Consider the following 21,329-nt stretch of genomic DNA (forward strand, 5'->3'; position numbering starts at 1 on the left):
CCAGAGCGGAGGAAGGTGGCGGCATCGGGCGACCGAGTCGCCGAACGGAGTGAGGCCATGAATACCGTCGTAGCGGGCATTACTTACCGCTCTCTGCTCGGCCGCCGCCGCATCATCCTGCTCATCCTGCTCCCGCTGGCCCTGATCGGCCTGGCCGTGCTGCTGCGCCTGGTGGGCAGCGCCGACCAGCGCTCGGCCGTGCTGCTCCTGCAGGGCTTCGCGATCGGCACCATGCTGCCGCTGCTCGGCCTGATCGCCGGCACCGGCGTCATCGCCCCGGAGATCGACGACGGCACGATCATCCACCTGATGTCCAAGCCGATCTCCCGCCCGGTCATCGCCCAGACGAAGTTCCTGGTGGCGGCCACGCTGCTGGCGGTGTTCGCGGCCGTCCCGACCTACATCGCGGCCTGGCTGCTCATCCGCGACGAGGACGGCATCGCCCTGGGCTTCGCGGTGGGCGTCCTGGTGGCCGGCATCGCGTACGCCGCGGTCTTCCTGCTGCTCGGCGTCATCACCAGGCACGCGGTCACGATCGGCGTCATCTACGCGCTGGTCTGGGAGAGCCTGGTGGGGGGCTTCATCCCGGGGGCGCGCAAGTTCTCGATCCAGCACTGGGGCCAGGTGATCGCCGACCAGTTCACCAGCTCGCCGTTCCTCAAGACGGACGTCTCGCTGGGCTTCGCCGTGCCCGCCCTGATCGTGGTCACCGTCGGCGGCGTCCTGTGGGCCAGTCTCCGGCTCCGGGCGTTCTCGCTGACCGGGGACGAATAGCCGCAGGACATGACGAAGGGGTACGACCGTATGGCCGTACCCCTTCGACAAAAAAACTTAGACGCAGGCCGTCCGCACCACGTCGGCGAGCCGCCCCGCGACCAGGTTGGCGTGCTCCTCCGAAGCGGCCTCGACCATCACCCTGATCATCGGCTCGGTCCCGCTCGGCCTGATCAGCACCCGCCCGGTCTCCCCGAGCTCCGCCTCGGCGACGGCCACGGCGGCGACGAGCTCGGGCACGGATGCCTTGGCCCGGTCCACGCCCTTGACGTTGATCAGGATCTGCGGCAGCGGCGTCATCACCGCGGCCAGCTCCTTCAGCGGCACGCCCGACTTGGCCACCACGCCCAGCAGATGCAGCGAGGTGAGCAGGCCGTCGCCCGTGGTGGCGTGGTCGAGCATGATGACGTGGCCCGACTGTTCACCACCCAGGTTGTAGCCGTCGGACTTCATGCGCTCCAGCACGTAGCGGTCGCCCACCGCGGTCTCCACCACGTTGATGCCGGCGCCGCTCATGGCCAGTTTGAAGCCCAGGTTGGACATCACGGTCGCGACCACGGTGTCCTTGCGCAGCAGCCCCTCGCCGTGCATGGCGGCGGCCAGGATGGCCATGATGTGGTCGCCGTCGATGACCGCACCGGTGTGGTCGACCGCCAGGCAGCGGTCGGCGTCTCCGTCGTAGGCCACGCCCAGGTCCGCCCCGCGCGACACGACCACCTGCTGGAGCTTGTCCAGATGGGTGGAGCCGAGGCCCGAGTTGATGTTCAGGCCGTCGGGCCGAGCGCCGATGGCCTCGACCCTGGCGCCCGCGCGCACCAGCGCCTCGGGAGCCACCATGTGGGCGGCGCCGTGAGCGCAGTCGACCACGATCGACAGGCCGTCGAGGGCCGCGTTCATGGTGGTCAGCACGTGGGAGATGTAACGGTCGGCCTCACCGTACGCGTCGCGCACGCGGCCTACGGCCGAGCCGACCGGAAAGCTCCACTCCTCGCCCAGCCGCCGCTCGATCTCGTCCTCGACCTTGTCGGACAGCTTGAAGCCGCCGCGGGCCAGGAACTTGATGCCGTTGTCCGGCGCCGGGTTGTGCGACGCCGACAACATGACGCCGAGGTCGGCGCCGAGCGCGGCGGTGAGGTGGGCGACGGCCGGGGTGGGCAGCACGCCGAGGCGCAGCACATCCACTCCAGACGCCGCGAGGCCGGCGACCACTGCGGCCTCGAGAAACTCTCCCGAGGCACGCGGGTCCCGGCCCACGACCGCTACCGGACGACGTCCGGTAGCGGCGAACGCGCCCGCATCGCCGAGGACATGAGCCGCCGCGACCGCGAGGTCCATGGCGAGCTCGGCCGTGAGGTCGCGACCAGCGACCCCACGTACCCCGTCGGTGCCGAAAAGGCGCGCCAACTTAGCGCTTGCTGTACTGCGGAGCCTTGCGGGCCTTCTTGAGGCCGTACTTCTTCCGCTCCGTGGCGCGGGCGTCACGGGTGAGGAAGCCGGCCTTCTTCAGCGGCGGGCGGTTGACCTCGACGTCCAGCACCGCGAGGGCGCGGGACAGACCCATGCGCAGCGCGCCGGCCTGACCGGTCACACCGCCGCCGTCGATGCGCGCGATGACGTCGAACGCCTCTTCGGCACCGAGCACCACGAAGGGCTCGTTGACGATCTGCTGGTGGACCTTGTTGGGGAAATAGCCGTCCAGCGTTCGGCCATTGATCGTCCACTTGCCGGTGCCGGGGACGATGCGCACGCGGGCGATCGACTCCTTACGGCGGCCGGTGCCGTACGAGTTGCCCGTCGTGACGGGCTTGCGCACGGGAGCGTCAGCGCTGGCGGTGGACTCGGTGGTGTACTCGGAAGGGAACTCCTCGCTGGAGGTCTCCTCCAGCTCAGCCGTCTCAACGACCGTCTCGACACCGGTGGGCTCAGCCACGGTTCTCCTCTGAATCTTTCGCGAACTACTACTGGGCGATCTGGGTGATCTGGAACGGCACCGGCTGCTGGGCCTGGTGCGGGTGCTCAGAACCCGCGTAGACCTTGAGCTTCTTGGCCATCTTCCGGCCGAGGGAGTTCTTCGGGAGCATGCCCTTGACGGCCTTCTCCACTGCCTTGTCGGGCCGCTTGTCCATGAGCTCGCCATAGCTGACGGAACGCAGACCGCCCGGGTAGCCCGAGTGGCGGTACGCCTTCTTCTGCTCACGCTTGTTACCGGTCAGCGCAATCTTGTCGGCGTTGATGATGACGACGAAGTCACCGGTGTCGACATGATTGGCGAAGATCGGCTTGTGCTTGCCGCGGAGCAGGATCGCGACGTGGCTGGCCAGCCGGCCCAGCACGACATCGGTCGCGTCGATGACGTACCACTGACGCTGGACGTCGGCGGGCTTCGGTGAGTACGTGCGCACGGTCGTAGCCTTCTTTATGCTCGCGTCTTCGGCGCTGTCGGATGTGACAGCAACATTTGTCGGTCGGTGCGGGCACACGACGTCCCGTACCCGTCTCCTCGATATGGGAGATGACGCCGGACGCGCCGCGCATTGGTCACGCTGGACCTATGCACACAACAGACGACTACGTTACCCGCCCGAAGGCGGACAGGTCAAAAGACCGGTAACGCTCGGTCAGTCTACCCGACGCAGAACGGTTCCATTTCGTTTCCCTGGGACCTCTTCTTTCACAGGACCAGACATCCCTATCGTTGACGGCGGTATGTGGCGGAACTCTCACACCCGGCAAACCCAGCAGGGCGCTCGGCGCCGGAGTCACCTGGGCGTGCTGGCCTGCCTCTTGACGGTGTTGTTCACGGGCGTGCTGATCGGCCGGCTGACCGACGACGCCGAGCCGACCCCCCACGTCTACCTGAACGAGACCGCCCCGCCCGCCGCCGCCACGGCCAACCCGGCCCCCACGGCCGTCAGAAAGGCGCAGCCGCAGGCCGAACGCATCCCCAGGAAGCTCACGACCTCCACCGTCCCGCGCGGCAGGAGCACGCCCAAGCCGTCCAAGACCGCCCAGGACCAGATCTCCGGGTTCAACTCGCAGGACGATCCCGCGGTGCTCACCGACCATCTCGACGGCGTGCGGGTGATCGGGGGCCTGGCCCCCGCGGTCGTCACCCTCACCAACGAGGCCAGGGCCAGGAAGGGCTGCGGGCCGCTCCGGGTGGACAGCCGCCTGACCGACTCGGCGCGGGCGCACTCCCTGGAGATGGCCCGCACCGGGCTGCTCGCGCACAACTCCCCCGACGGGGGGTCCCCCTGGGACCGGATGGAGCGCGCCGGTTACCGCTTCGGCGCCGCGGAGAACATCGGCGCCGGTTACAGCAGCTCAGAAGCGGCCGTACGCGGCTGGCTGGACAACCCCGACCACCGCGGGAACATCCTGAACTGCCGCCTGAAGTCCATCGGCGTCGGCGTCGCGGCGGGCCCCGGCGGCCCATGGTGGACCCAGGACTTCGGAACCCAATGACGAACATCACGGTAATGTCGCCGCATGGGTTTTCCCGAGGAACGTGAAAACGGCACGGGCGGCGCGCCTTACGGCATGGGGAGAGCACCCCAGGAGCCGGGCGGTGCCCCCTTCGGGATGGGCAACGGCTCTCAGGGCACGGGCGGTTCCCTCTTCGATGGGGGCAACGGCTCCCAGAACGGCTCTCCAGGCGGATCCGCCTTCGCCGCCGCCGGCGGCAACTCCCAGGGCGGTTCGTTCTTCGAACCCGGCCCCCAGGGCAACGGCCCCCAAGGGCCGGGCAACAACCCGCAGGGCGGCGGCTCGATGTTCGGGCCTGGCGCCCAGGGCCCGAACGGGCCGGGCCCGCAGGGCGGGGGCTCGTCCTTCGGCCAGGGCGGCGGCTCGTCCTTCGGCGGGGGCGGCAACAGCCCCCAGGGCGCGGCGCCCTACGGGATGTCGAACCCCGCTCAGCCCCCGGCCGGCGGGCCCGGCCAGCCCCAGGATCCCGACAAGCAGTCCCGCCGCTCCCGCAGGAAACGCGGCGACGACGCCCCCGAAGCCGATGCCGCCACCGAGAAGGCGCCCCAGCCCCAGCAGAGCAAGGTGGGGTGGAGCCCGTACGACGAGGGCCGGACCTCGCGCGCCCCGCTCTGGTTCGCGCTCGGCGGAGTCGCCACGCTGGCCCTGCTCGGCGGCGGCCTCGCCCTGATGTGGAACGCCGGCGGCGCCGACCCCACCGCGGCCGAGTCCACCCGCGCGACCTCCGCGCCGCTGCCGTCGGCCCCGCCCGGCAAGTACGGCTTCGCCACCGACCGCTCGACGGACCCCGATCCGATCACGGTCAAGGAGGTCTTCGGCTCCAAGAAGAAGATCAAAGTCTCCGGCCGCGACTACGAGATGACGATCACCACCAAGGACAAGAAGTGCGCCGACGGCGCCCTGGGCAGCACGCTGCAGAAGGCGCTCAAGTCCGGCAAGTGCAACCAGCTCGTACGCGCCAGCTTCCGCGACAAGGCCGGCAAGGTGATCGGCACGGTCGGCGTGGCCAACCTCACGACCAGCAAGACCGCCGGCAAGGTGGCCAAAGCCGGCGACACGACGAACTATGTGAAGCCCCTGGCGGGTAAGGACAGTGTCACCAAGCTGCTCGGCTCGGGCAGCGGCGGCGCCAAGATCTGGACGCACGGCCACTACGCGATCATGGTCTGGTTCCAGAACAAGGACGGCACGAAGCCGGACAGCAAGGGCTCCAAGCAGCTCTTCGCCGCCATGGACGACATCACCAAGGCCACCGTCTTCAAGGCCCTGGACAACCGCACCCTGACCGGCAGTCCCCTCTAGCGAAACCGGCTTTGTACCCGTTTACCCCCCAAACGGGATGCCGGATCCTTCTGGGAACGCCCATACCGACATAACGATCTCGCCTCTCTCGCTAGGCTCCCCCTATGCGTGGCCAGGAACCCGGGTCTGAGCACGGTCGCGGGGAGGCCGACAGCTCGGCCGCACCCGCGACGCCACCGCCGAGCTTCGGCCAGACCAACGGACGAGACGTTCCATCGGCGACCCCTCCTTCGCCGGAGGCAGGCGCCGAGGGGCGGCCTGTCATACCCGTCAGCCAAGGATCGCCACCCGGCCCGCCGGACGCCGGGCAGCCGTCCGGGTGGGGCGCCGCCGCACAGCCGTGGGAGGTGTACGAGGACGATGTCGCACCCTACGACTGGTTCGCCGACGACGCCCTGCACGCACACGACGACCCGCACGCAGCACGGTCCTCAACCGACGACGGCCCGCACAGCAGCGACCCGCACACCGAATGGTCCTCAAGCGGCGGCCCGCACACCGAATGGTCCTCAAGCGACCGCCCGCACAGCGGCGGCCCGCACACCGAATGGGCGCGAGGGGACCACTCCATGACCGAGAGGCCGCGAGGGGACCACCCCCCGGCCGGCTGGCCGCAGGCCGACCAGGGCCTGACAGGCTCCCAGGACGACGACCTCACGCGCCCCGGCCACCTGCGAGCCGACCGGGGCTGGGCAGATCACCCGCAGACCGCCGGCCAGAGCCGGTCCGAGGAGCAGCAACCTGCCCCCTGGCCGGGGACGCCGGTGGTGCCCGGCGCGCCGCCCTGGGAGCCGCCACCGGCGTTCACCGCCGCCGCCGCGGGCATGCAGGTGTGGCCGCAACCCGTCACGGACCCGCACGCCATGCCGACCTGGCCGGCCGCCACAGGCGAACTGGTCGCCGAACCCGACGACCCGGACACTGCGCCACGCTTCGACCCGAACGCCACAAACCCAGAAGGCTTCCCCCGCCCGGCCCACTATTTCGACCCAGAAGCCGCCAAACGGGACACAGCCCGCTCAGACACGCCCTACCCAGCCGCCCCCACGGCCCCGCACTACGGTGCGACCGCACCCACCACCCCGCTTCCCACCACGACCGCGCCGGCAACCCCCCACCCCACCGCAACCGCACCCACCACCCCGCACTACGGTGCAACCGCACCTACCACCCCGCTCCCCACCACGACCGCGCCCGCAACCCCCCACCCCAGTGCAACCGCACCCACCACCCCGCACCACGGCGCAACCACCCCCACCACCCCGCACTACGGTCCGACCGCACCCACCACCCCGCTCCCCACCACGACCGCGCCGGCGACCGAGCGCCCAGACACCCAGGAGCACGGGACCACGCACCCTGGCGAGACCCAGCCGAACCCGGCACCCACCGCCCAGCAGGGCCCCTCGCCACGACCCCGCACCACCCCCCTCTCAGCCCCCGTCGCACCCCCCCAAGAAGGCACCCAGCCACCCCACCACTTCGACCCCCACCCCACGTCCCACCCGCCAGAGCCAGGCGACATACCCGTCTGGCCCCCCACCCCCGCAACCGGTGACAAACTGCCCGAGCTCCCTTTCCCCAGAGACACGTGGGGACATAAGCCCACGACCCCCCTCGAACTCCCCCCAGGCGGCAGCCCAGCCTTCCCTCCGGGAGCGTTCAAACAACCCCCGTTCCAGACCCCGCCCCCACCCCCCACCCCGCCGGGCAGAAGCAGACGAGCCCTGTTCGTCACCCTCGGCGCCCTGGCCCTGGCAGGCGTGGCCACCGGCGGCTTCTTCGCCTACCAGGCCGTGAGCCCCCCCGCCCCCACCACGGCCGCCACCCGCGCCACCACGTCGCCACCACCTTCCGCCGAGCCGGCCGCCACCCCGCCCCCCGACGCCAGCGGCACGTCCGTGCTCAACTCCGAGCAGACCGACCCGCAGAAGTTGTCACTGTCGGAGGCGTTCCCGAAGAAGAAGGTCAGCGCGGCGGGCACGACGTTCACCCGGGTCAAGGCCCACATGGAGACGAGCTGCGACAAGGCCGCCACCGGAGCGTTCGCGGACGCGCTGAAGGCGCAGAAGTGCACGCGGGTGCTCCGAGCCACATACGTCGACAGCAAGCGCCACTACGCCGTCACCACCGGCATAGCCGTCCTGCCGACCAAGGAGGCGGCGGCCGGCGCCGACCAGGCCAAGAACCTCGGCCGCAACATCTGGTTCCGCCCCCTCCCGGGCGCGGCAGGCAGCGGAGGCGAGCGCGTGCACATCGCGGGCGGCTACGCGGCGGGCATGGTCTGGGGCCGCTACATCGTCTTCAGCTACGCCACCCACGCCGACGGCCACACCCCTGACTCAAAGGAGAAGACGCTGCCCAAGGTCAGCGGGGCGTTCCGCGACCAGACCTCACTCGTCCTCGAGCGCCGCGTCACCAAGGGCTGAGAGCGTCCGCACCCGCCGCGTGGCCTCGGCCCGCGCGGCGAGTGCGGCCGCCGCCGGATAGCCGACCTCCTCCAGGCACAGCCCGTGCGCGGGCGCCACGTGCACCCCCGAGTCGCGTACGGCCCGCGTCAGCACCTCCCCCGGCCACTCCACCGGCCGGCGCCCGTCACCGGCGGCCAGCAGCGAGCCGATCAGCGCCCGCACCATCGAGTGACAGAAGGCGTCCGCCACGACGGTCGCCACCAGCATCCCGCCGGGCTCGCGTACCCAGTCCAGCCGCTGCAGCTCCCTGATCGTGGTCGCGCCTTCACGCTTCTTGCAGAAGGCCGCGAAGTCGTGCTCGCCGAGCAGCCGGGCCGCCGCCGCGTTCAGCGCGCCCAGGTCCAGCGGCCGGTTGTGCCAGACCACCTCGCGCCGCCGCAGCGGGTCGACGCCGCCCACCGCGTCGCTCACCCGGTACGCGTACCGCCGGAACATGGCCGAGAACCGGGCGTCAAAGCCCTCAGAAGCCACCGAGACCCGATAAATCCTTACGTCCGGCGGCAGGACACCGCCGAGCCGTCGCACCAGCGCAGCGAGCCGCTCATCGACGCCCAGCGGCCCCCGGTTCCCGTCGAGCTCGGCCAGTGCTCCGTCCGGCACGTCCACGTGCGCGACCTGCCCGCGCGCGTGCACCCCTGCGTCGGTACGGCCGGCCACGGTCAGCTCCGCCGGCCCGCCGAGACGCAGGATCCGCCCGAGCGCCTGCTCGATCTCGCCCTGAACCGTCCGGCGCGCGGGCTGCTTGGCCCATCCGGAGAAGTCGGTCCCGTCGTACGCGAGGTCGAGGCGGAGCCGTACCACGATGATCCTCCTAGAAACGGAAAGGGCCCGAACCCCCGTCAGGGGTCCGGGCCCGTTTCAACCAGCCTGAAAGATCAGGCCTCGTCCTTCTTCGACTCAGCCTTGGGAGCCTCGGCCTCGGGGGCCTCGGTCTCCGAAGAAGCCTCGGTGCTCTCCTCGGCGGCGGCCTCGGGAGCCTCGGCCGGGGTCTCCTCGGTCTCCTCGGCGGCGGGCGCCGGGGCGGCGGCCGGAGCCTCGGTGCGGCGGGTCGTGACGGCGTTCAGCGGCTCGGTCACCAGCTCGATGACCGCCATCGGGGCGTTGTCGCCCTTACGCGCACCGATCTTGGTGATCCGGGTGTAGCCACCGGGACGCTCCGCGAACGTCACCGCGAGGTCGGTGAAGAGGTGGTGAACCACGCCCTTGTCCTTGACGATGGCCAGGACCTGGCGACGGTTGTGGATGTCGCCCTTCTTCGCCTTGGTGATCAGGCGCTCCGCCACCGGGCGAAGGCGCTTGGCCTTGGTCACGGTGGTGCGGATCTTGCCGTGGCGGAACAGATCGGTGGCGAGGTTCGCCAGGATCAGCCGCTCGTGCGCCGGGCTGCCGCCAAGACGTGCACCCTTGGTGGGCTTGGGCATTTCATCGCTCCTTGTGGGTTAACCCGCCCCGGCCGTACCAGGTACCGGGGTCGGGCCGGCGTCACGGCTGTTCCGCGACACCGTTACGTTCACGCCGGCGCCGTCCGGAGCAGGCTCCGGGCGGCGCGAGGATCAGTACTGCTCGGTCTCGACGTAGGCGCTGTCGTCGTCGTCGTAGCCGCCGCCGGCCACCGCGCTCGGGTCGAACCCGGGCGGGGAGTCCTTGAGCGCCAGCGTCATCTCGTGCAGCTTCTGCTTGACCTCTTCGATCGACTTGGCGCCGAAGTTCCTTATGTCGAGCAGGTCCTGCTCGCTGCGAGCGACGAGCTCACCCACGGTGTGGATGCCCTCGCGCTTGAGGCAGTTGTAGGAGCGAACGGTCAGGTTCAGCTCCTCGATCGGCAGCGCCAGGTCGGCGGCCAGGGCGGCGTCGGTCGGCGACGGGCCGATGTCGATGCCCTCGGCCTCGACGTTGAGCTCACGGGCCAGGCCGAAGAGCTCGACGAGCGTCTTGCCGGCGGAGGCCACCGCGTCGCGGGGCTTCATCGCGGGCTTGGTCTCGACGTCGAGGATGAGACGGTCGAAGTCGGTACGCTGCTCGACTCGGGTCGCCTCGACCTTGTACGTGACCTTGAGCACCGGGGAGTAGATCGAGTCGATCGGAATGCGGCCGATCTCCTGGCCCGGCTGCTTGTTCTGCGCGGCGGAGACGTAGCCGCGACCGCGCTCGACGGTCAGCTCCATCTCCAGCTTCGCCTTGCCGTTGAGCGTGGCGATGCGCAGCTCGGGGTTGTGCACCTCGACACCGGCCGGGGGCGCGATGTCGGCGGCGGTGACCTCACCCGGGCCCTGCTTGCGCAGGTACATCACGACCGGCTCGTCGTGCTCGGAGGAGACGACCAGTTCCTTGAGGTTGAGGATGATGTCGGTGACGTCTTCCTTGACCCCGGGAACGGTCGAGAACTCGTGCAGCACGCCCTCGACGCGGATGCTCGTCACGGCCGCGCCCGGAATGGACGACAGCAGCGTGCGGCGCAGCGAGTTGCCGATGGTGTAGCCGAAGCCCGGCTCCAGCGGCTCGATGACGAATCGGGACCGGGTGTCGTCGATCGACTCTTCGAGAAGAGTCGGACGCTGAGCGATCAGCATGTGTGGGAACTCCCCTTTTCGTGTGGCGCCCGCTATATGACGCCACTCCGTTAAACAGTTTAGTTCGGGTACGCCGTGACGTACCCGAACTAAACGAACGAGTGACTACTTGGAGTAGTACTCGACGATGAGCTGCTCCTGGACCTGGGTGTCAATCTGCTGGCGAACCGGCAGCTGGTGCACCAGGACGCGAAGCTTCTCGGGCACGACGCCGAGCCACGGCGGAACCGTGCGCTCGCCCGCGGTCGCCCGAGCGACCTCGTAGGGCAGCAGGTTGCGCTTGGTCTCGCGCACCTCGATGATGTCGTGCTCGCGCACGCGGTAGGACGGGATGTCCACCTTGTGGCCGTTCACCAGAATGTGGCCGTGGCGCACCTGCTGGCGGGCCGCGTCACGCGACTGGGCGAAACCGGCGCGGTAGACGACGTTGTCGAGACGGCTCTCCAGGATCTGGAGCAGCACCTCACCCGACTTGCCGCTCTTGCCCGCGGCCTCCTCGTAGTAGTTGCGGAACTGCTTCTCGAGGACGCCGTAGATGCGGCGGGTCTTCTGCTTCTCACGAAGCTGAAGCTGGTACTCGGACTCCTTGGGACGTCCGCGACCGTGCTCACCCGGAGGGTAAGGACGGATTTCGATGGGGCACTTAGCGGATTCGCACTTGCTGCCCTTGAGGAAGAGCTTGGTCTTCTCGCGACGGCAGAGCTTGCAGTCCGCGCCCGTGTAACGAGCCATTTCTCACTATCTCCTGGGGGTCAGACGCGGCGGCGCTTCGGCGGACGGCAACCGTTATGCGGAACCGGGGTGACGTCCTGGATCGAGCCCACTTCGAGGCCGGTGGCCTGCAGCGAGCGGATCGCGGTCTCACGGCCGGAGCCGGGACCCTTGACGAAGACGTCAACCTTGCGCATTCCGTGCTCCATGGCACGGCGAGCGGCGTTCTCGGCGGCCATCTGAGCGGCGAACGGGGTGGACTTACGGGAGCCCTTGAAACCCACGTGGCCGGCGCTGGCCCAGGAGATCACGTTGCCCGAAGGGTCGGTGATCGAGACGATCGTGTTGTTGAACGTGCTCTTGATGTGGGCGTGCCCGTGAGCGACGTTCTTCTTTTCCTTGCGGCGCACCTTCTTGGGCGCACCCTGGCGGCTCTTAGGAGGCATCCTTTGCCTTCACTCCTGAGGTGTTCGGTCCCGCGGCTGCGTGGACTACTTCTTACCGGGCTTCTTCTTGCCGGCGACGGTCTTCTTCTTGCCCTTACGGGTGCGCGCGTTGGTCTGCGTGCGCTGACCGTGGACCGGAAGGCCCTTGCGGTGCCGGATGCCCTGGTAGCAACCGATCTCGATCTTGCGGCGGATGTCGGCCTGGACCTCGCGGCGCAGGTCACCCTCGATCTTGTAGTTCGCCTCGATGTAGTCACGCATCGGGACGAGCTCAGTGTCGGAGAGCTGGTGCACGCGGAGGTCGCCGCTGACGCCCGTGGCCTGGAGGATCTCCAGGGCGCGGGTGCGGCCGATTCCGTAGATGTAGGTGAGAGCGATCTCCAGCCGCTTCTCGCGGGGGAGGTCGACGCCAACCAGGCGAGCCATGGTCGGGCATTCTCCTTCTTTTGGCGGAGGTCTTGCGCCTCACTACCCCTCCCCAATGCCCGGGGTGAGGGCCCCGGCCTCCGACCGGGGGTCTCCTGAACGGTTCAGGCCCCGAAAGGCCCGCTTCGTCAGGTGTAAGACGCGATTGCTGACTTCAGGCTCCTCATGCGTCGAGCCCGCTCCCTGACGGGGCGGACTCGGAGGAGCCTTGCGGCGACTAGCCCTGGCGCTGCTTGTGGCGCAGGTTGTCGCAGATCACCATGACGCGACCGTGCCGGCGGATCACCTTGCACTTGTCGCAGATCTTCTTGACGCTCGGCTTTACCTTCATTGTCCTTCGTGTTCCTCAGACGTCTTACTTGTATCGGTAGACGATCCGCCCACGACTGAGGTCGTAGGGGCTCAGTTCAACGACTACCCGGTCATCCGGCAGGATTCGGATGTAGTGCATCCGCATCCGCCCGCTGATATGGGCCAGGACCTTATGGCCGTTGTCGAGCTGCACCCGGAACATGGCGTTCGGGAGCGACTCGACCACAGTGCCCTCGATCTCGATGGCGCCGTCTTTCTTGGCCAAAATTCCTCGCGTTTCACTGATCGATCGTCTGAGGCTCCGGTTCACTAAGCAGCCGCGACCCCACGCCTCGAAGAGAGCGGCGATCAAGATCGCCGACGCGTGATGAGTCATAGTGAGCCGACTAAGGAGTGTACGACACCTGAGACTAAAACGCGAAACGCGTGCCAGGTGTCCTGACACAACCATGTAAGAGTCTACCCCACGCTCACTCCCGCTCGGGACACGCCACGAACGACACACGAGAAGGCCCGCCGAGGGAGAGGTCCCGGCGGGCCTTGAGGGGATGAAGCTCTTAGTAGATGCGGTGCTCCGAGCCGCAGTACTTGAACTGGCCGCCCCAGCAGGTGTAGGTGTACAGCCGCTTGACGTTCTTGAGGCTGAACTGGGCGTTGGCCGACCCGTTCCAGGAGTAGACCCGCTTACTCCCGCCACCGCTCTTGTAGGTGTACCGGAACCACACGTAGCCCTTCTTGGACGTGGACTCCTTGCCGTACCAGTGGGTGTAGAGCTTGCCGTTCTTCTTCCAGGTCTTGCCGTAGGTGTGCGCCTTGTTGTTGCTGGAGTGGTAGACACCCCAGTTCGACGTCGAGGCGGACGAGGCGGTCGTGACGGTGGCCGCCTGGGCGGCGGGGGCGACGGCGAGACCGGTGAGGGCCATCGAACCGGCGACAGCGGCCGCAGCAAGGATCTTGCGCATTTTGGTTCCTCCGTGAGTCGTGTTCCCGACACGCCTCACGTTACGAATCCGGCTATATCCGGACTGCGCACGAATGCACACAGTGCACAAGTGCACACAGCGCTAGCGGCGCTTGGACGGCCCGCTCCCGAAGATGGTGCTCATCAGCAGCACCACGCCCCACGGGCCCATCACCCACAGCGGCCACGGGTAGATGAAGTGGTCCGACGAAACGCTCACGATTAACCAGATGACCCAGTTGATACTGCTGGCCGTGGCCCACGCGCCCCAGGCCGCCCGCATGCCGGGATGCATCCCGGACTTGGCGGCCGGCTTGGGGGTGGCCTTGACCGGCAGGTGGCGCATGTCCACGTCGGGCAGATCGGTCGTCAGCTTGGCCAGCTCACCATAGGTCTTGCTCGTATAGAGCTGTTCGAGCCGGTCGTTGAACTCGTCCATCGTGATCCGGCCCTGCGCGGTGTGCTCGCGGAGGACGGCAGCCACCCGGTCGCGATCGGAGTCGGACGCACGCATCTCGGGGCTGTTGGCCATCCCGGTCCACTCCCGCCTAGAAAAAGCTCTTACGTACGCAACTCGGCCAGGCGCTCTTCGCCCCCATCTAGAGCGGTTAGCACCCAAGGACCATTATGTGTCACGGCAACGCTGTGTTCGAAGTGTGCGGACTGCTTGCCGTCGATCGTTACCACGGTCCAGTCGTCGGACAGCACGCGCGTGCGGTCGGTGCCCAGGTTGACCATGGGCTCGATCGCCAGGCACATGCCCTCCTCCAGCATCGGGCCCCGGCCCGGCTTGCCGTGGTTGGCGATCCACGGGTCCATGTGCATCTCGGTGCCGATGCCATGGCCTCCGTACTCCTGGGGGATGCCGAAGCGGCCCTGGGACTTGACGTACCGCTCCACCTCGTAGCCGATGTCGGACAGGTGCCGGCCGGGCGTCAGCGCGGCGATGCCGCGCCACATCGACTCCTCCGTGACCCGCATGAGCTCCGTCAGCTTGGGGTCCACCTCGCCGACCGGCACCGTGACGGCCGAGTCGCCGTGCCAGCCCTCAAGGATGGCGCCGCAGTCGATCGAGATCACGTCGCCCTCGCAGAGCTTGCGGGCGTCGGTCGGGATGCCGTGCACCACCTCGTCGTTGACCGACGCGCAGATCGTGGCGGGGAAGCCCTGGTAGCCCTTGAACGATGGGATCGCCCCCGCGTCCCTGATCGCCTTCTCGGCTATGACGTCGAGGTCGAGGGGCGTCATGCCCGGCTCGACCGAACGCTTCAACAGGTCGAGCGTGCGCCCGACCACCAGACCGGCCGCCCGCATCTTGTCGAGCTGCTCCGGCGACTTGATCTGGATTCCGTGCCTGTTCCGCTTGAACATCTTCAGCCCCCCTGGGTCTCAACGGGCCACCTGGGAGCCCAATTCCCCACAATAGCCGCGAGGTGGCACGGAAACCCGTGCCACCTCCGCAATCGGTCCTGCTGCGGCTACCCCATGAAAGGGCGAATCGCGTCCATAGCCCGCTGAGTGACCTCTTCGACCGGGCCGGTGGCGTCCACCCCCACGAGGATGCCCTCGTCGGCGTAGTAGGAGACCAGCGGCGCCGTCTGCTCCTGGTAGACCTCCAGACGATGCCTGACGGTCCCCTCCTTGTCGTCGTCACGCTGGAACAGCGCGCCCCCGCACGCGTCGCACTTGTCGTCCTTCTTGTCGTCGAACTCGACGTGCCAGATGCGGCCGCACTGACTGCAGGTGCGGCGGCCGGCCAGCCGCCTGACCACCTCGTCGTCGTCGACCACGAGCTCAAGGACCAGGTCAAGAGCCTGACCCCAGTCCTTGAGCATGTCGCGCAGGATCTCCGCCTGCGCGACATTGCGCGGAAAGCCGTCGAGCAGGAAACCGTCCTGCGCGTCGTCCTCCGAGAGCCGGTCACGGACCATGGCGATGGTGACCTCGTCGGGCACCAGGTCGCCACGGTCCATGTACGTCTTGGCCAGTTTTCCAAGGTCCGTGCCGCCGGAGACGTTGGCACGGAAGATGTCACCTGTCGAGATCTTCGGGATGGACAGGTTCGATGCGATGTACTGGGCCTGTGTCCCCTTACCCGCTCCGGGGGGCCCGACCAGAACGAGACGCACTACCGCAGGAAACCTTCGTAGTTGCGCTGCTGAAGCTGGCTCTCGATCTGCTTAACCGTGTCCAGGCCGACGCCTACCATGATCAGAATACTCGTCCCTCCGAACGGGAAGTTCTGGCTCGCTCCCGACACCGCCAGCGCGACGATCGGAACCATGGAGATCAGCCCCAGGTACAGCGAGCCAGGCGCGGTCAGACGGGTGAGCACGAAGTTGAGGTATTCAGCCGTCGGCCGGCCAGGACGGATGCCCGGAATGAACCCACCGTACTTCTTCATGTTGTCCGCGACTTCAGTGGGGTTGAAGGTGATGGACACGTAGAAGTACGTGAAGAAGATGATCAAGAGGAAGAACGTGGCCATGTAGATGGGCGTGTCGCCCGTGGCCAGGTTCTGCGAGATCCACCGGATCGCCGCGTTGTCCGTCGTCTGGAAGAGCGAGGTGACAAGCTGCGGCAGGTAGAGCAGCGAGGACGCGAAGATCACCGGGATGATGCCGGCCTGGTTGACCTTCAGCGGGATGTAGGTAGACGTGCCGCCGTACATCCGGCGCCCGACCATCCGCTTGGCGTACTGGACCGGGATGCGGCGCTGCGCCTGCTCGACGAAGACGACCGCGGCGATCATGAAGATGCCCACGACCATGACGACCGTGAAGGTGAACTTGTTGGCCTGGAAGATGCTGGCCAGCTCGGACGGGAAGACCGCGACGACCTGGGTGAAGATGAGGATGGACATGCCGTTGCCGACACCGCGGTCGGTGATGAGCTCACCGAGCCACATGATCACCGACGTGCCCGCCGTCATGATGACGACCATCGTGACGATCTGGAAGATGTTGTCGGGGTCGAGCAGCACGTCCTGCTGGCAGTTGGGGAAGAGCTGGCCGGTGCGGGCCAGCGCGATGAAGGCGGTGGACTGGAGGACGGCAAGACCGATGGTCAGATAACGCGTATACTGCGTGATCTTGGTCTGACCGGCCTGTCCCTCCTTCTTCAGCGCCTCAAGACGTGGAATCACCACGACGAGCAACTGGAGAATGATGCTCGCGGTGATGTACGGCATAATGCCCAGCGCGAACACCGACAGCTTCAGGAGCGCACCACCGCTGAAAAGCTGCACCATCCCGTAGATGTTGCCGGCGGCTCCGTTACGGGCCTGATCGAAACAGGCCGCGAGGTTCTGGACGTGAACTCCCGGAGTCGGAAGAACCGAACCGAGGCGGAATAGCGCGATGATGCCCAGAGTGAAGAGCAACTTCTTGCGCAGGTCCGGTGTCCGGAACGCCCGGGTAAACGCGGTCAGCACGGTCCCTCCTGCGCGCCTTTACGGCGGTGTGAGTATGCGATGGTGCGGGGATCTGCCATCTCAAGTCTTAGGTCTGACGAGCCGGACAGATGCCTGCCGTCTCGCGAACTCTAACGCACTACGGGCGTGGGGGCATTTGTCAAAGCCCCCACGCCTCGTAATAGCTCTTACAGCTCGGTAACGGAGCCACCGGCCGCGGCGATCTTCTCCTTCGCGGCGGACGAGAAGGCGTGAGCCCGCACGTTGACCGCGACGGTGATCTCGCCGGTGCCGAGCACCTTCACGAGCTGGTTCTTGCGGACAGCGCCCTTGGCGACGAGCGTCTCGACGGTGACATCGCCACCGTCGGGGAACAGCTCACCGAGCCTGTCCAGGTTGACGACCTGGTAGGTCGTCTTGAACAGCGCGTTGGAGAAGCCCTTGAGCTTCGGCAGACGCCTCTGCAGCGGCACCTGGCCACCCTCGAAACCGAGGGGGACCGTCGTACGGGCGCGGCTGCCCTTGGTGCCGCGACCGGCCGTCTTACCCTTGGACGCCTCGCCACGACCCTTGCGGATCTTGGACTTGTTGGAGCCAGGGGCGGGACGCAGGTCGTGAATCTTGAGCGGAGCCTTGTCAGTCATGACTAGTCGACCTCTTCCACCTCGACGAGGTGCGTCACCACGGAGACCATCCCGCGAATCTCGGGACGGTCCTCCTTGACGACGACGTCGCCGATTCGCTTCAGGCCAAGCGAACGCAGCGAGTCACGCTGGTTCTGCTTGCCGCCGATCTTCGAGCGAGTTTGAGTGATCTTCAAACGCGCCATGACTAGCTCACCGCCTTCGCGGCCGCGGCCTCGGCGATGCCCTCGCGCTGAGCCCTGAGCATCCGGGCCGGAGCCACGTCCTCGATCGGCAGGCCACGGCGGGCGGCGATCTCCTCGGGCCGCGAGAGGCCCTTCAGAGCCGCCACGGTGGCGTGCACGATGTTGATCGGGTTGTCCGAGCCGAGCGACTTGGACAGCACGTCGTGGATGCCCGCGCACTCCAGGACCGCACGCACCGGGCCACCGGCGATGACGCCGGTACCGGCCGAGGCGGGACGCAGGAAGACGACACCGGCCGCCTCCTCACCCTGCACGGTGTGCGGGATGGTGCCCTGGATCCGCGGCACCTTGAAGAAGTGCTTCTTCGCCTCTTCGACGCCCTTGGCGATGGCCGCGGGAACTTCCTTGGCCTTGCCGTAGCCGACGCCGACCATGCCGTTGCCGTCACCGACGATGACGAGGGCGGTGAAGCTGAAGCGACGACCACCCTTCACGACCTTGGCCACTCGGTTGATCTTCACTACACGCTCGATGTACGAGACGCCCTTGTCAGCGGCGCCACCGCGGCGATCATCACGACGGTCACGCCGCTCGCCACCGGTGCCGCCACCGCGACGCGGAGCTGCAGCCATCAGTGGTTCCTCATCTCAGTTGCCATCAGAACTCGAGCCCGCCTTCGCGAGCGCTGTCCGCCAGAGCCGCGATGCGGCCGGCGTAGCGGTTGCCACCGCGGTCGAAGACGACCGCCGTGATCCCGGCTTCCTTGGCCCGCTGAGCGAGGAGCTCGCCGACCTTCTTCGCCTTCTCCGTCTTGTCCGCCCCCAGCGTGCGCAGCGAGGCGTCCATGGTGGACGCGCTCACCAGCGTGTGGCCGGCGGTGTCGTCCACGATCTGGACGAACATGTGACGGGTCGACCGGTTGACGACCAGGCGCGGACGCGCAGTCGTGCCGACGACGTTCTTGCGGACGCGGCGGTGACGGCGGGCCCGCGAGACGGTGCGGGCAGCCGTGTGCTTGCTGAACGCAGTCTTCGGAGCCATGCCTACTTACCAGCCTTTCCGACCTTGCGGCGGATCTGTTCACCCTGGTAACGCACGCCCTTGCCCTTGTACGGGTCAGGCTTGCGCAACTTGCGAATGTTGGCCGCGACCTCGCCGACCTTCTGCTTGTCGATGCCGTCCACGTGGAACAGGGTCGGCTTGTCGACACGGAAGGTGACGCCCGCGGGGGCTTCGACGATGACCGGGTGACTGAAGCCCAGTGCGAACTCCAGCTGCGTCGGGCCCTTGGCCTGAACGCGGTAACCGACGCCGACGATCTCCAGGGTCTTGGAGTACCCCTGAGTGACGCCCTGCACCATGTTGGCGATCAGCGTCCGGGACAGGCCGTGCAGCGCACGGACCTTGTTCTCGTCGTTGGGTCGGCTGACGGCGATGGCGCCGTCGTCGTCGCGGTCGACCTTGATCGGGTCCGCGACCTTGTGAGAAAGCGTGCCCTTCGGGCCCTTGACCTGGACATCCTGACCGGTGATCGTGATGTCGACGCCACTTGGCACAGGGATGGGCAGCCGTCCGATTCGCGACATGCTGTGTTCCTCCCCTCTACCAGACGTAGGCGAGGACTTCCCCGCCCACGCCACGCTTGCCGGCCTGCTTGTCGGTCATGAGACCGGCGGACGTCGAGATGATCGCGACGCCCAGCCCGCCCAGGACTCGAGGCAGATTGTCCTTCTTTGCATAAACCCGCAGACCGGGCTTGGAAACTCGGCGCAGGCCCGCGAGCGACTTCTCACGGGTAGGGCCGAACTTGAGCTCCACCACGAGGTTCTTGCCAACCTTGGCGTCTTCGACGACCCAAGCCTGGATGTAACCCTCCTGCTGGAGGATCTCGGCGATGTGCGCCTTGATCTTCGAGTACGGCATCGTCACGCTGTCGTGGTACGCCGAGTTCGCGTTTCGCAGACGCGTCAACATGTCTGCGATCGGGTCGGTCATCGTCATGGCCAGTGGCCTTCCTCGCCGCGGTTTCCAGTCGGTGAAGCAGTGCTCTACCGGTGGACCTTCGGCGCGGTCATGGACGCTCCACGAGAGAGCGTCCTGGTCTTTGCTGGATATGTGCGGCCGATAGCACCGCTCAGGGGCGACTCAAGGCCGCCCCCAAGGGTATCTACCAGCTGGACTTGGTGATGCCGGGCAGCTCGCCCCGGTGCGCCATCTCGCGGAAGCACACGCGGCAGAGCCCGAACTTCTTGTAGACGGCGCGCGGCCGGCCACAACGCGTGCACCGCGTGTACGCCCGGACTTCGAACTTCTGCTTGCGCCCCGCCTTGGCGATCAGCGACTTCTTCGCCATTGGATCAGGCCTCCTTGAAGGGGAACCCGAGGAGCTTCAGCAGCGCCCGGCCCTGGTCGTCGTTCGTCGCGGTGGTCACGATCGTGATGTCCATGCCCCGCGGCCGGTCGACCTTGTCCTGGTCGACCTCGTGGAACATGACCTGCTCGGTCAGACCGAACGTGTAGTTGCCGTTGCCGTCGAACTGCTTGGGCGACAGACCGCGGAAGTCCCGGATACGGGGCAGCGCGAGCGACAGCAGCCGGTCGAGGAACTCCCACATACGGTCGCCGCGCAGCGTGACGTGCGCGCCGATCGGCATGCCCTCGCGCAGCTTGAACTGGGCGATGGACTTGCGCGCGCGGACGACGGCCGGCTTCTGCCCGGTGATCACGGTGAGGTCGCGAACGGCGCCTTCGATGAGCTTGGAGTCACGAGCCGCCTCGCCGACACCCATGTTGACCTTGATCTTGGTCAGACCGGGGATCTGCATGACGTTCTCGATGCCGAACTGCTCGCGAAGCTGGGCCGCGATCTCCTCGCGGTACTTCGTCTTGAGTCGCGGCGTCGGGCGCTCGGTCTCAGTGGTCGTCGCAGTCATCAGCTGTCCTCACCCGTCTCGTCGTCGGCCTTCTTCTCGTCGGCCTTCTTCTCGGCGGGCTTGTCGTCCTTGAGCTTCTTCACGTTCGAGACGTGGATAGGAGCCTCCATGGACTGCACGCCGCCGGTCTTGGCGCCGCGCGGACCCTGGTGGGTCTCCTTGGTGTGCTTCTTGATCATGTTGACGCCCTCGACCACCACGCGGTCCACGTGGGGGAGGGTGGCGATGACGTGACCCTTGGCACCCTTGTCCTTGCCGGCGATGACCTGAACCAGGTCACCCTTCTTCACATGCAGCAGCTTCGGCATTACAGCACCTCCGGCGCGAGCGAGATGATGCGCATGAACTTCTTGTCGCGCAGCTCGCGGCCGACCGGGCCGAAGATACGAGTGCCACGAGGGTCGCCGCTGTCCTTGATGATGACGGCGGCGTTCTCGTCGAAACGGATGTAGGAGCCGTCGGGCCGGCGGCGCTCCTTGACCGTGCGGACGATGACGGCCTTGACGACGTCGCCCTTCTTGACGCCCGTGCTGCCCGGCAGCGCGTCCTTGACAGTGGCGACGATGATGTCGCCGATACCGGCGTAGCGTCGGCCCGAGCCACCGAGAACACGGATGCAAAGGATTTCCTTCGCCCCCGTGTTGTCGGCGACCTTGAGCCGCGACTCCTGCTGGATCACGTTCAACTCCTGTTAGT

Annotated in this window: 30 protein-coding genes; 4 read left to right on the forward strand and 26 right to left on the reverse strand. The window is 67.4% G+C overall.

What is annotated here, in order from left to right:
- The first annotated feature begins 57 nt into the window (after nucleotides 1–57).
- Nucleotides 58–774 (forward strand): ABC transporter permease subunit, encoded by a 717-nt coding sequence (locus ACWD0F_RS03645; RefSeq protein WP_449872329.1) that lies wholly within the window; start codon nucleotides 58–60, stop codon nucleotides 772–774.
- Between the two features lie 57 nt (nucleotides 775–831).
- Here ACWD0F_RS03645 and glmM read toward each other — a convergent pair whose 3' ends face one another.
- The 3 genes from glmM to rplM are packed head-to-tail and all read right to left on the reverse strand — an operon-like array spanning nucleotide 832 to nucleotide 3,176.
- Nucleotides 832–2,178 carry a phosphoglucosamine mutase gene (gene glmM / locus ACWD0F_RS03650; protein ID WP_449872330.1) on the reverse strand — a complete coding sequence of 449 codons (1,347 nt, stop codon included), beginning with the start codon at nucleotides 2,176–2,178 and terminating at the stop codon, nucleotides 832–834.
- 1 nt (nucleotide 2,179) lies between these two features.
- Nucleotides 2,180–2,704, reverse strand: a complete 525-nt coding sequence (gene rpsI / locus ACWD0F_RS03655) for a 30S ribosomal protein S9 (RefSeq protein ID WP_449872331.1) — start codon at nucleotides 2,702–2,704, stop codon at nucleotides 2,180–2,182.
- A 28-nt stretch (nucleotides 2,705–2,732) separates the two neighbouring features.
- The gene (gene rplM / locus ACWD0F_RS03660) at nucleotides 2,733–3,176 is read right to left on the reverse strand and encodes a 50S ribosomal protein L13 (RefSeq protein WP_449872332.1); all 444 of its coding nucleotides are present in this window, start codon (nucleotides 3,174–3,176) and stop codon (nucleotides 2,733–2,735) included.
- Nucleotides 3,177–3,480: 304 nt separating this feature from the next.
- On the opposite strand from rplM, the gene ACWD0F_RS03665 reads away from it, so the two are divergent.
- From ACWD0F_RS03665 to ACWD0F_RS03675, 3 genes are all read left to right on the forward strand, one after another.
- Nucleotides 3,481–4,239 (forward strand): CAP domain-containing protein, encoded by a 759-nt coding sequence (locus ACWD0F_RS03665; RefSeq protein ID WP_449872333.1) that lies wholly within the window; start codon nucleotides 3,481–3,483, stop codon nucleotides 4,237–4,239.
- Nucleotides 4,240–4,263: 24 nt separating this feature from the next.
- Nucleotides 4,264–5,562, forward strand: a complete 1,299-nt coding sequence (locus tag ACWD0F_RS03670; protein WP_449872334.1) for a hypothetical protein — start codon at nucleotides 4,264–4,266, stop codon at nucleotides 5,560–5,562.
- A gap of 347 nt (nucleotides 5,563–5,909) precedes the next feature.
- Nucleotides 5,910–7,991 carry a hypothetical protein gene (locus ACWD0F_RS03675; RefSeq protein ID WP_449872335.1) on the forward strand — a complete coding sequence of 694 codons (2,082 nt, stop codon included), beginning with the start codon at nucleotides 5,910–5,912 and terminating at the stop codon, nucleotides 7,989–7,991.
- On the opposite strand, the gene truA is transcribed toward ACWD0F_RS03675, so the two are convergent.
- The 23 genes from truA to rplN all read right to left on the reverse strand — a co-directional run bounded on the left by truA (nucleotide 7,956) and on the right by rplN (nucleotide 21,312).
- Nucleotides 7,956–8,834: a tRNA pseudouridine(38-40) synthase TruA gene (truA, locus tag ACWD0F_RS03680; RefSeq protein ID WP_449872336.1), complete on the reverse strand. Its 879-nt coding sequence runs from the start codon at nucleotides 8,832–8,834 to the stop codon at nucleotides 7,956–7,958. The genes ACWD0F_RS03675 and truA overlap by 36 nt on opposite strands.
- Nucleotides 8,835–8,908: 74 nt before the next feature.
- Entirely contained in the window at nucleotides 8,909–9,454 is a 546-nt protein-coding gene (rplQ, locus tag ACWD0F_RS03685; protein WP_449872337.1) for a 50S ribosomal protein L17, read from the reverse strand.
- Nucleotides 9,455–9,586: 132 nt separating this feature from the next.
- The gene (locus ACWD0F_RS03690) at nucleotides 9,587–10,603 is read right to left on the reverse strand and encodes a DNA-directed RNA polymerase subunit alpha (protein WP_345558105.1); all 1,017 of its coding nucleotides are present in this window, start codon (nucleotides 10,601–10,603) and stop codon (nucleotides 9,587–9,589) included.
- 105 nt (nucleotides 10,604–10,708) lie between these two features.
- Entirely contained in the window at nucleotides 10,709–11,335 is a 627-nt protein-coding gene (gene rpsD / locus ACWD0F_RS03695) for a 30S ribosomal protein S4 (RefSeq protein WP_449872338.1), read from the reverse strand.
- Between the two features lie 20 nt (nucleotides 11,336–11,355).
- Entirely contained in the window at nucleotides 11,356–11,760 is a 405-nt protein-coding gene (gene rpsK / locus ACWD0F_RS03700; RefSeq protein WP_012887860.1) for a 30S ribosomal protein S11, read from the reverse strand.
- Nucleotides 11,761–11,805: 45 nt separating this feature from the next.
- Nucleotides 11,806–12,186 carry a 30S ribosomal protein S13 gene (gene rpsM, locus ACWD0F_RS03705; protein ID WP_449872339.1) on the reverse strand — a complete coding sequence of 127 codons (381 nt, stop codon included), beginning with the start codon at nucleotides 12,184–12,186 and terminating at the stop codon, nucleotides 11,806–11,808.
- A gap of 217 nt (nucleotides 12,187–12,403) precedes the next feature.
- Entirely contained in the window at nucleotides 12,404–12,517 is a 114-nt protein-coding gene (rpmJ, locus tag ACWD0F_RS03710) for a 50S ribosomal protein L36 (protein WP_003956441.1), read from the reverse strand.
- 24 nt (nucleotides 12,518–12,541) lie between these two features.
- On the reverse strand, nucleotides 12,542–12,763 hold the full coding sequence (gene infA / locus ACWD0F_RS03715; protein ID WP_012887858.1) for a translation initiation factor IF-1: 222 nt from the start codon (nucleotides 12,761–12,763) through the stop codon (nucleotides 12,542–12,544).
- Between the two features lie 292 nt (nucleotides 12,764–13,055).
- The gene (locus tag ACWD0F_RS03720) at nucleotides 13,056–13,460 is read right to left on the reverse strand and encodes a hypothetical protein (RefSeq protein ID WP_449872340.1); all 405 of its coding nucleotides are present in this window, start codon (nucleotides 13,458–13,460) and stop codon (nucleotides 13,056–13,058) included.
- A gap of 102 nt (nucleotides 13,461–13,562) precedes the next feature.
- Nucleotides 13,563–13,991 carry a DUF1707 SHOCT-like domain-containing protein gene (locus ACWD0F_RS03725; protein ID WP_449872341.1) on the reverse strand — a complete coding sequence of 143 codons (429 nt, stop codon included), beginning with the start codon at nucleotides 13,989–13,991 and terminating at the stop codon, nucleotides 13,563–13,565.
- Nucleotides 13,992–14,020: 29 nt separating this feature from the next.
- Nucleotides 14,021–14,830, reverse strand: coding sequence for a type I methionyl aminopeptidase (gene map / locus ACWD0F_RS03730; RefSeq protein ID WP_449872342.1), 810 nt, complete (start codon nucleotides 14,828–14,830; stop codon nucleotides 14,021–14,023).
- Nucleotides 14,831–14,937: 107 nt separating this feature from the next.
- Nucleotides 14,938–15,588, reverse strand: coding sequence for an adenylate kinase (locus ACWD0F_RS03735; protein WP_449872343.1), 651 nt, complete (start codon nucleotides 15,586–15,588; stop codon nucleotides 14,938–14,940).
- On the reverse strand, nucleotides 15,588–16,892 hold the full coding sequence (secY, locus tag ACWD0F_RS03740) for a preprotein translocase subunit SecY (protein ID WP_449872344.1): 1,305 nt from the start codon (nucleotides 16,890–16,892) through the stop codon (nucleotides 15,588–15,590). The genes ACWD0F_RS03735 and secY overlap by 1 nt, the downstream gene beginning before the upstream one ends.
- A gap of 167 nt (nucleotides 16,893–17,059) precedes the next feature.
- On the reverse strand, nucleotides 17,060–17,515 hold the full coding sequence (rplO, locus tag ACWD0F_RS03745; RefSeq protein WP_449872345.1) for a 50S ribosomal protein L15: 456 nt from the start codon (nucleotides 17,513–17,515) through the stop codon (nucleotides 17,060–17,062).
- A gap of 2 nt (nucleotides 17,516–17,517) precedes the next feature.
- Entirely contained in the window at nucleotides 17,518–17,700 is a 183-nt protein-coding gene (rpmD, locus tag ACWD0F_RS03750) for a 50S ribosomal protein L30 (RefSeq protein WP_262849257.1), read from the reverse strand.
- 2 nt (nucleotides 17,701–17,702) lie between these two features.
- Nucleotides 17,703–18,332 (reverse strand): 30S ribosomal protein S5, encoded by a 630-nt coding sequence (rpsE, locus tag ACWD0F_RS03755; RefSeq protein WP_449872346.1) that lies wholly within the window; start codon nucleotides 18,330–18,332, stop codon nucleotides 17,703–17,705.
- Nucleotides 18,333–18,357: 25 nt separating this feature from the next.
- Complete coding sequence (gene rplR / locus ACWD0F_RS03760; RefSeq protein WP_449872347.1) at nucleotides 18,358–18,741, reverse strand: 50S ribosomal protein L18; 384 nt, start codon at nucleotides 18,739–18,741, stop codon at nucleotides 18,358–18,360.
- Between the two features lie 2 nt (nucleotides 18,742–18,743).
- Nucleotides 18,744–19,286, reverse strand: a complete 543-nt coding sequence (gene rplF, locus ACWD0F_RS03765; RefSeq protein WP_449872348.1) for a 50S ribosomal protein L6 — start codon at nucleotides 19,284–19,286, stop codon at nucleotides 18,744–18,746.
- A 16-nt stretch (nucleotides 19,287–19,302) separates the two neighbouring features.
- Nucleotides 19,303–19,701, reverse strand: a complete 399-nt coding sequence (gene rpsH / locus ACWD0F_RS03770; RefSeq protein ID WP_449872349.1) for a 30S ribosomal protein S8 — start codon at nucleotides 19,699–19,701, stop codon at nucleotides 19,303–19,305.
- Nucleotides 19,702–19,867: 166 nt separating this feature from the next.
- Nucleotides 19,868–20,053: a type Z 30S ribosomal protein S14 gene (locus tag ACWD0F_RS03775; protein WP_345558132.1), complete on the reverse strand. Its 186-nt coding sequence runs from the start codon at nucleotides 20,051–20,053 to the stop codon at nucleotides 19,868–19,870.
- Nucleotides 20,054–20,057: 4 nt separating this feature from the next.
- Nucleotides 20,058–20,633, reverse strand: coding sequence for a 50S ribosomal protein L5 (rplE, locus tag ACWD0F_RS03780; protein ID WP_449872350.1), 576 nt, complete (start codon nucleotides 20,631–20,633; stop codon nucleotides 20,058–20,060).
- A complete protein-coding gene (rplX, locus tag ACWD0F_RS03785; protein ID WP_449872351.1) occupies nucleotides 20,633–20,941 on the reverse strand; it encodes a 50S ribosomal protein L24 in 309 nt (102 codons plus the stop codon). Before rplX ends, rplE begins: the two co-directional genes overlap by 1 nt.
- A complete protein-coding gene (gene rplN, locus ACWD0F_RS03790; RefSeq protein WP_106253399.1) occupies nucleotides 20,941–21,312 on the reverse strand; it encodes a 50S ribosomal protein L14 in 372 nt (123 codons plus the stop codon). Before rplN ends, rplX begins: the two co-directional genes overlap by 1 nt.
- Between the last annotated feature and the right edge of the window lie 17 nt (nucleotides 21,313–21,329).

Source organism: Nonomuraea sp. NPDC002799 (genome assembly GCF_053592075.1).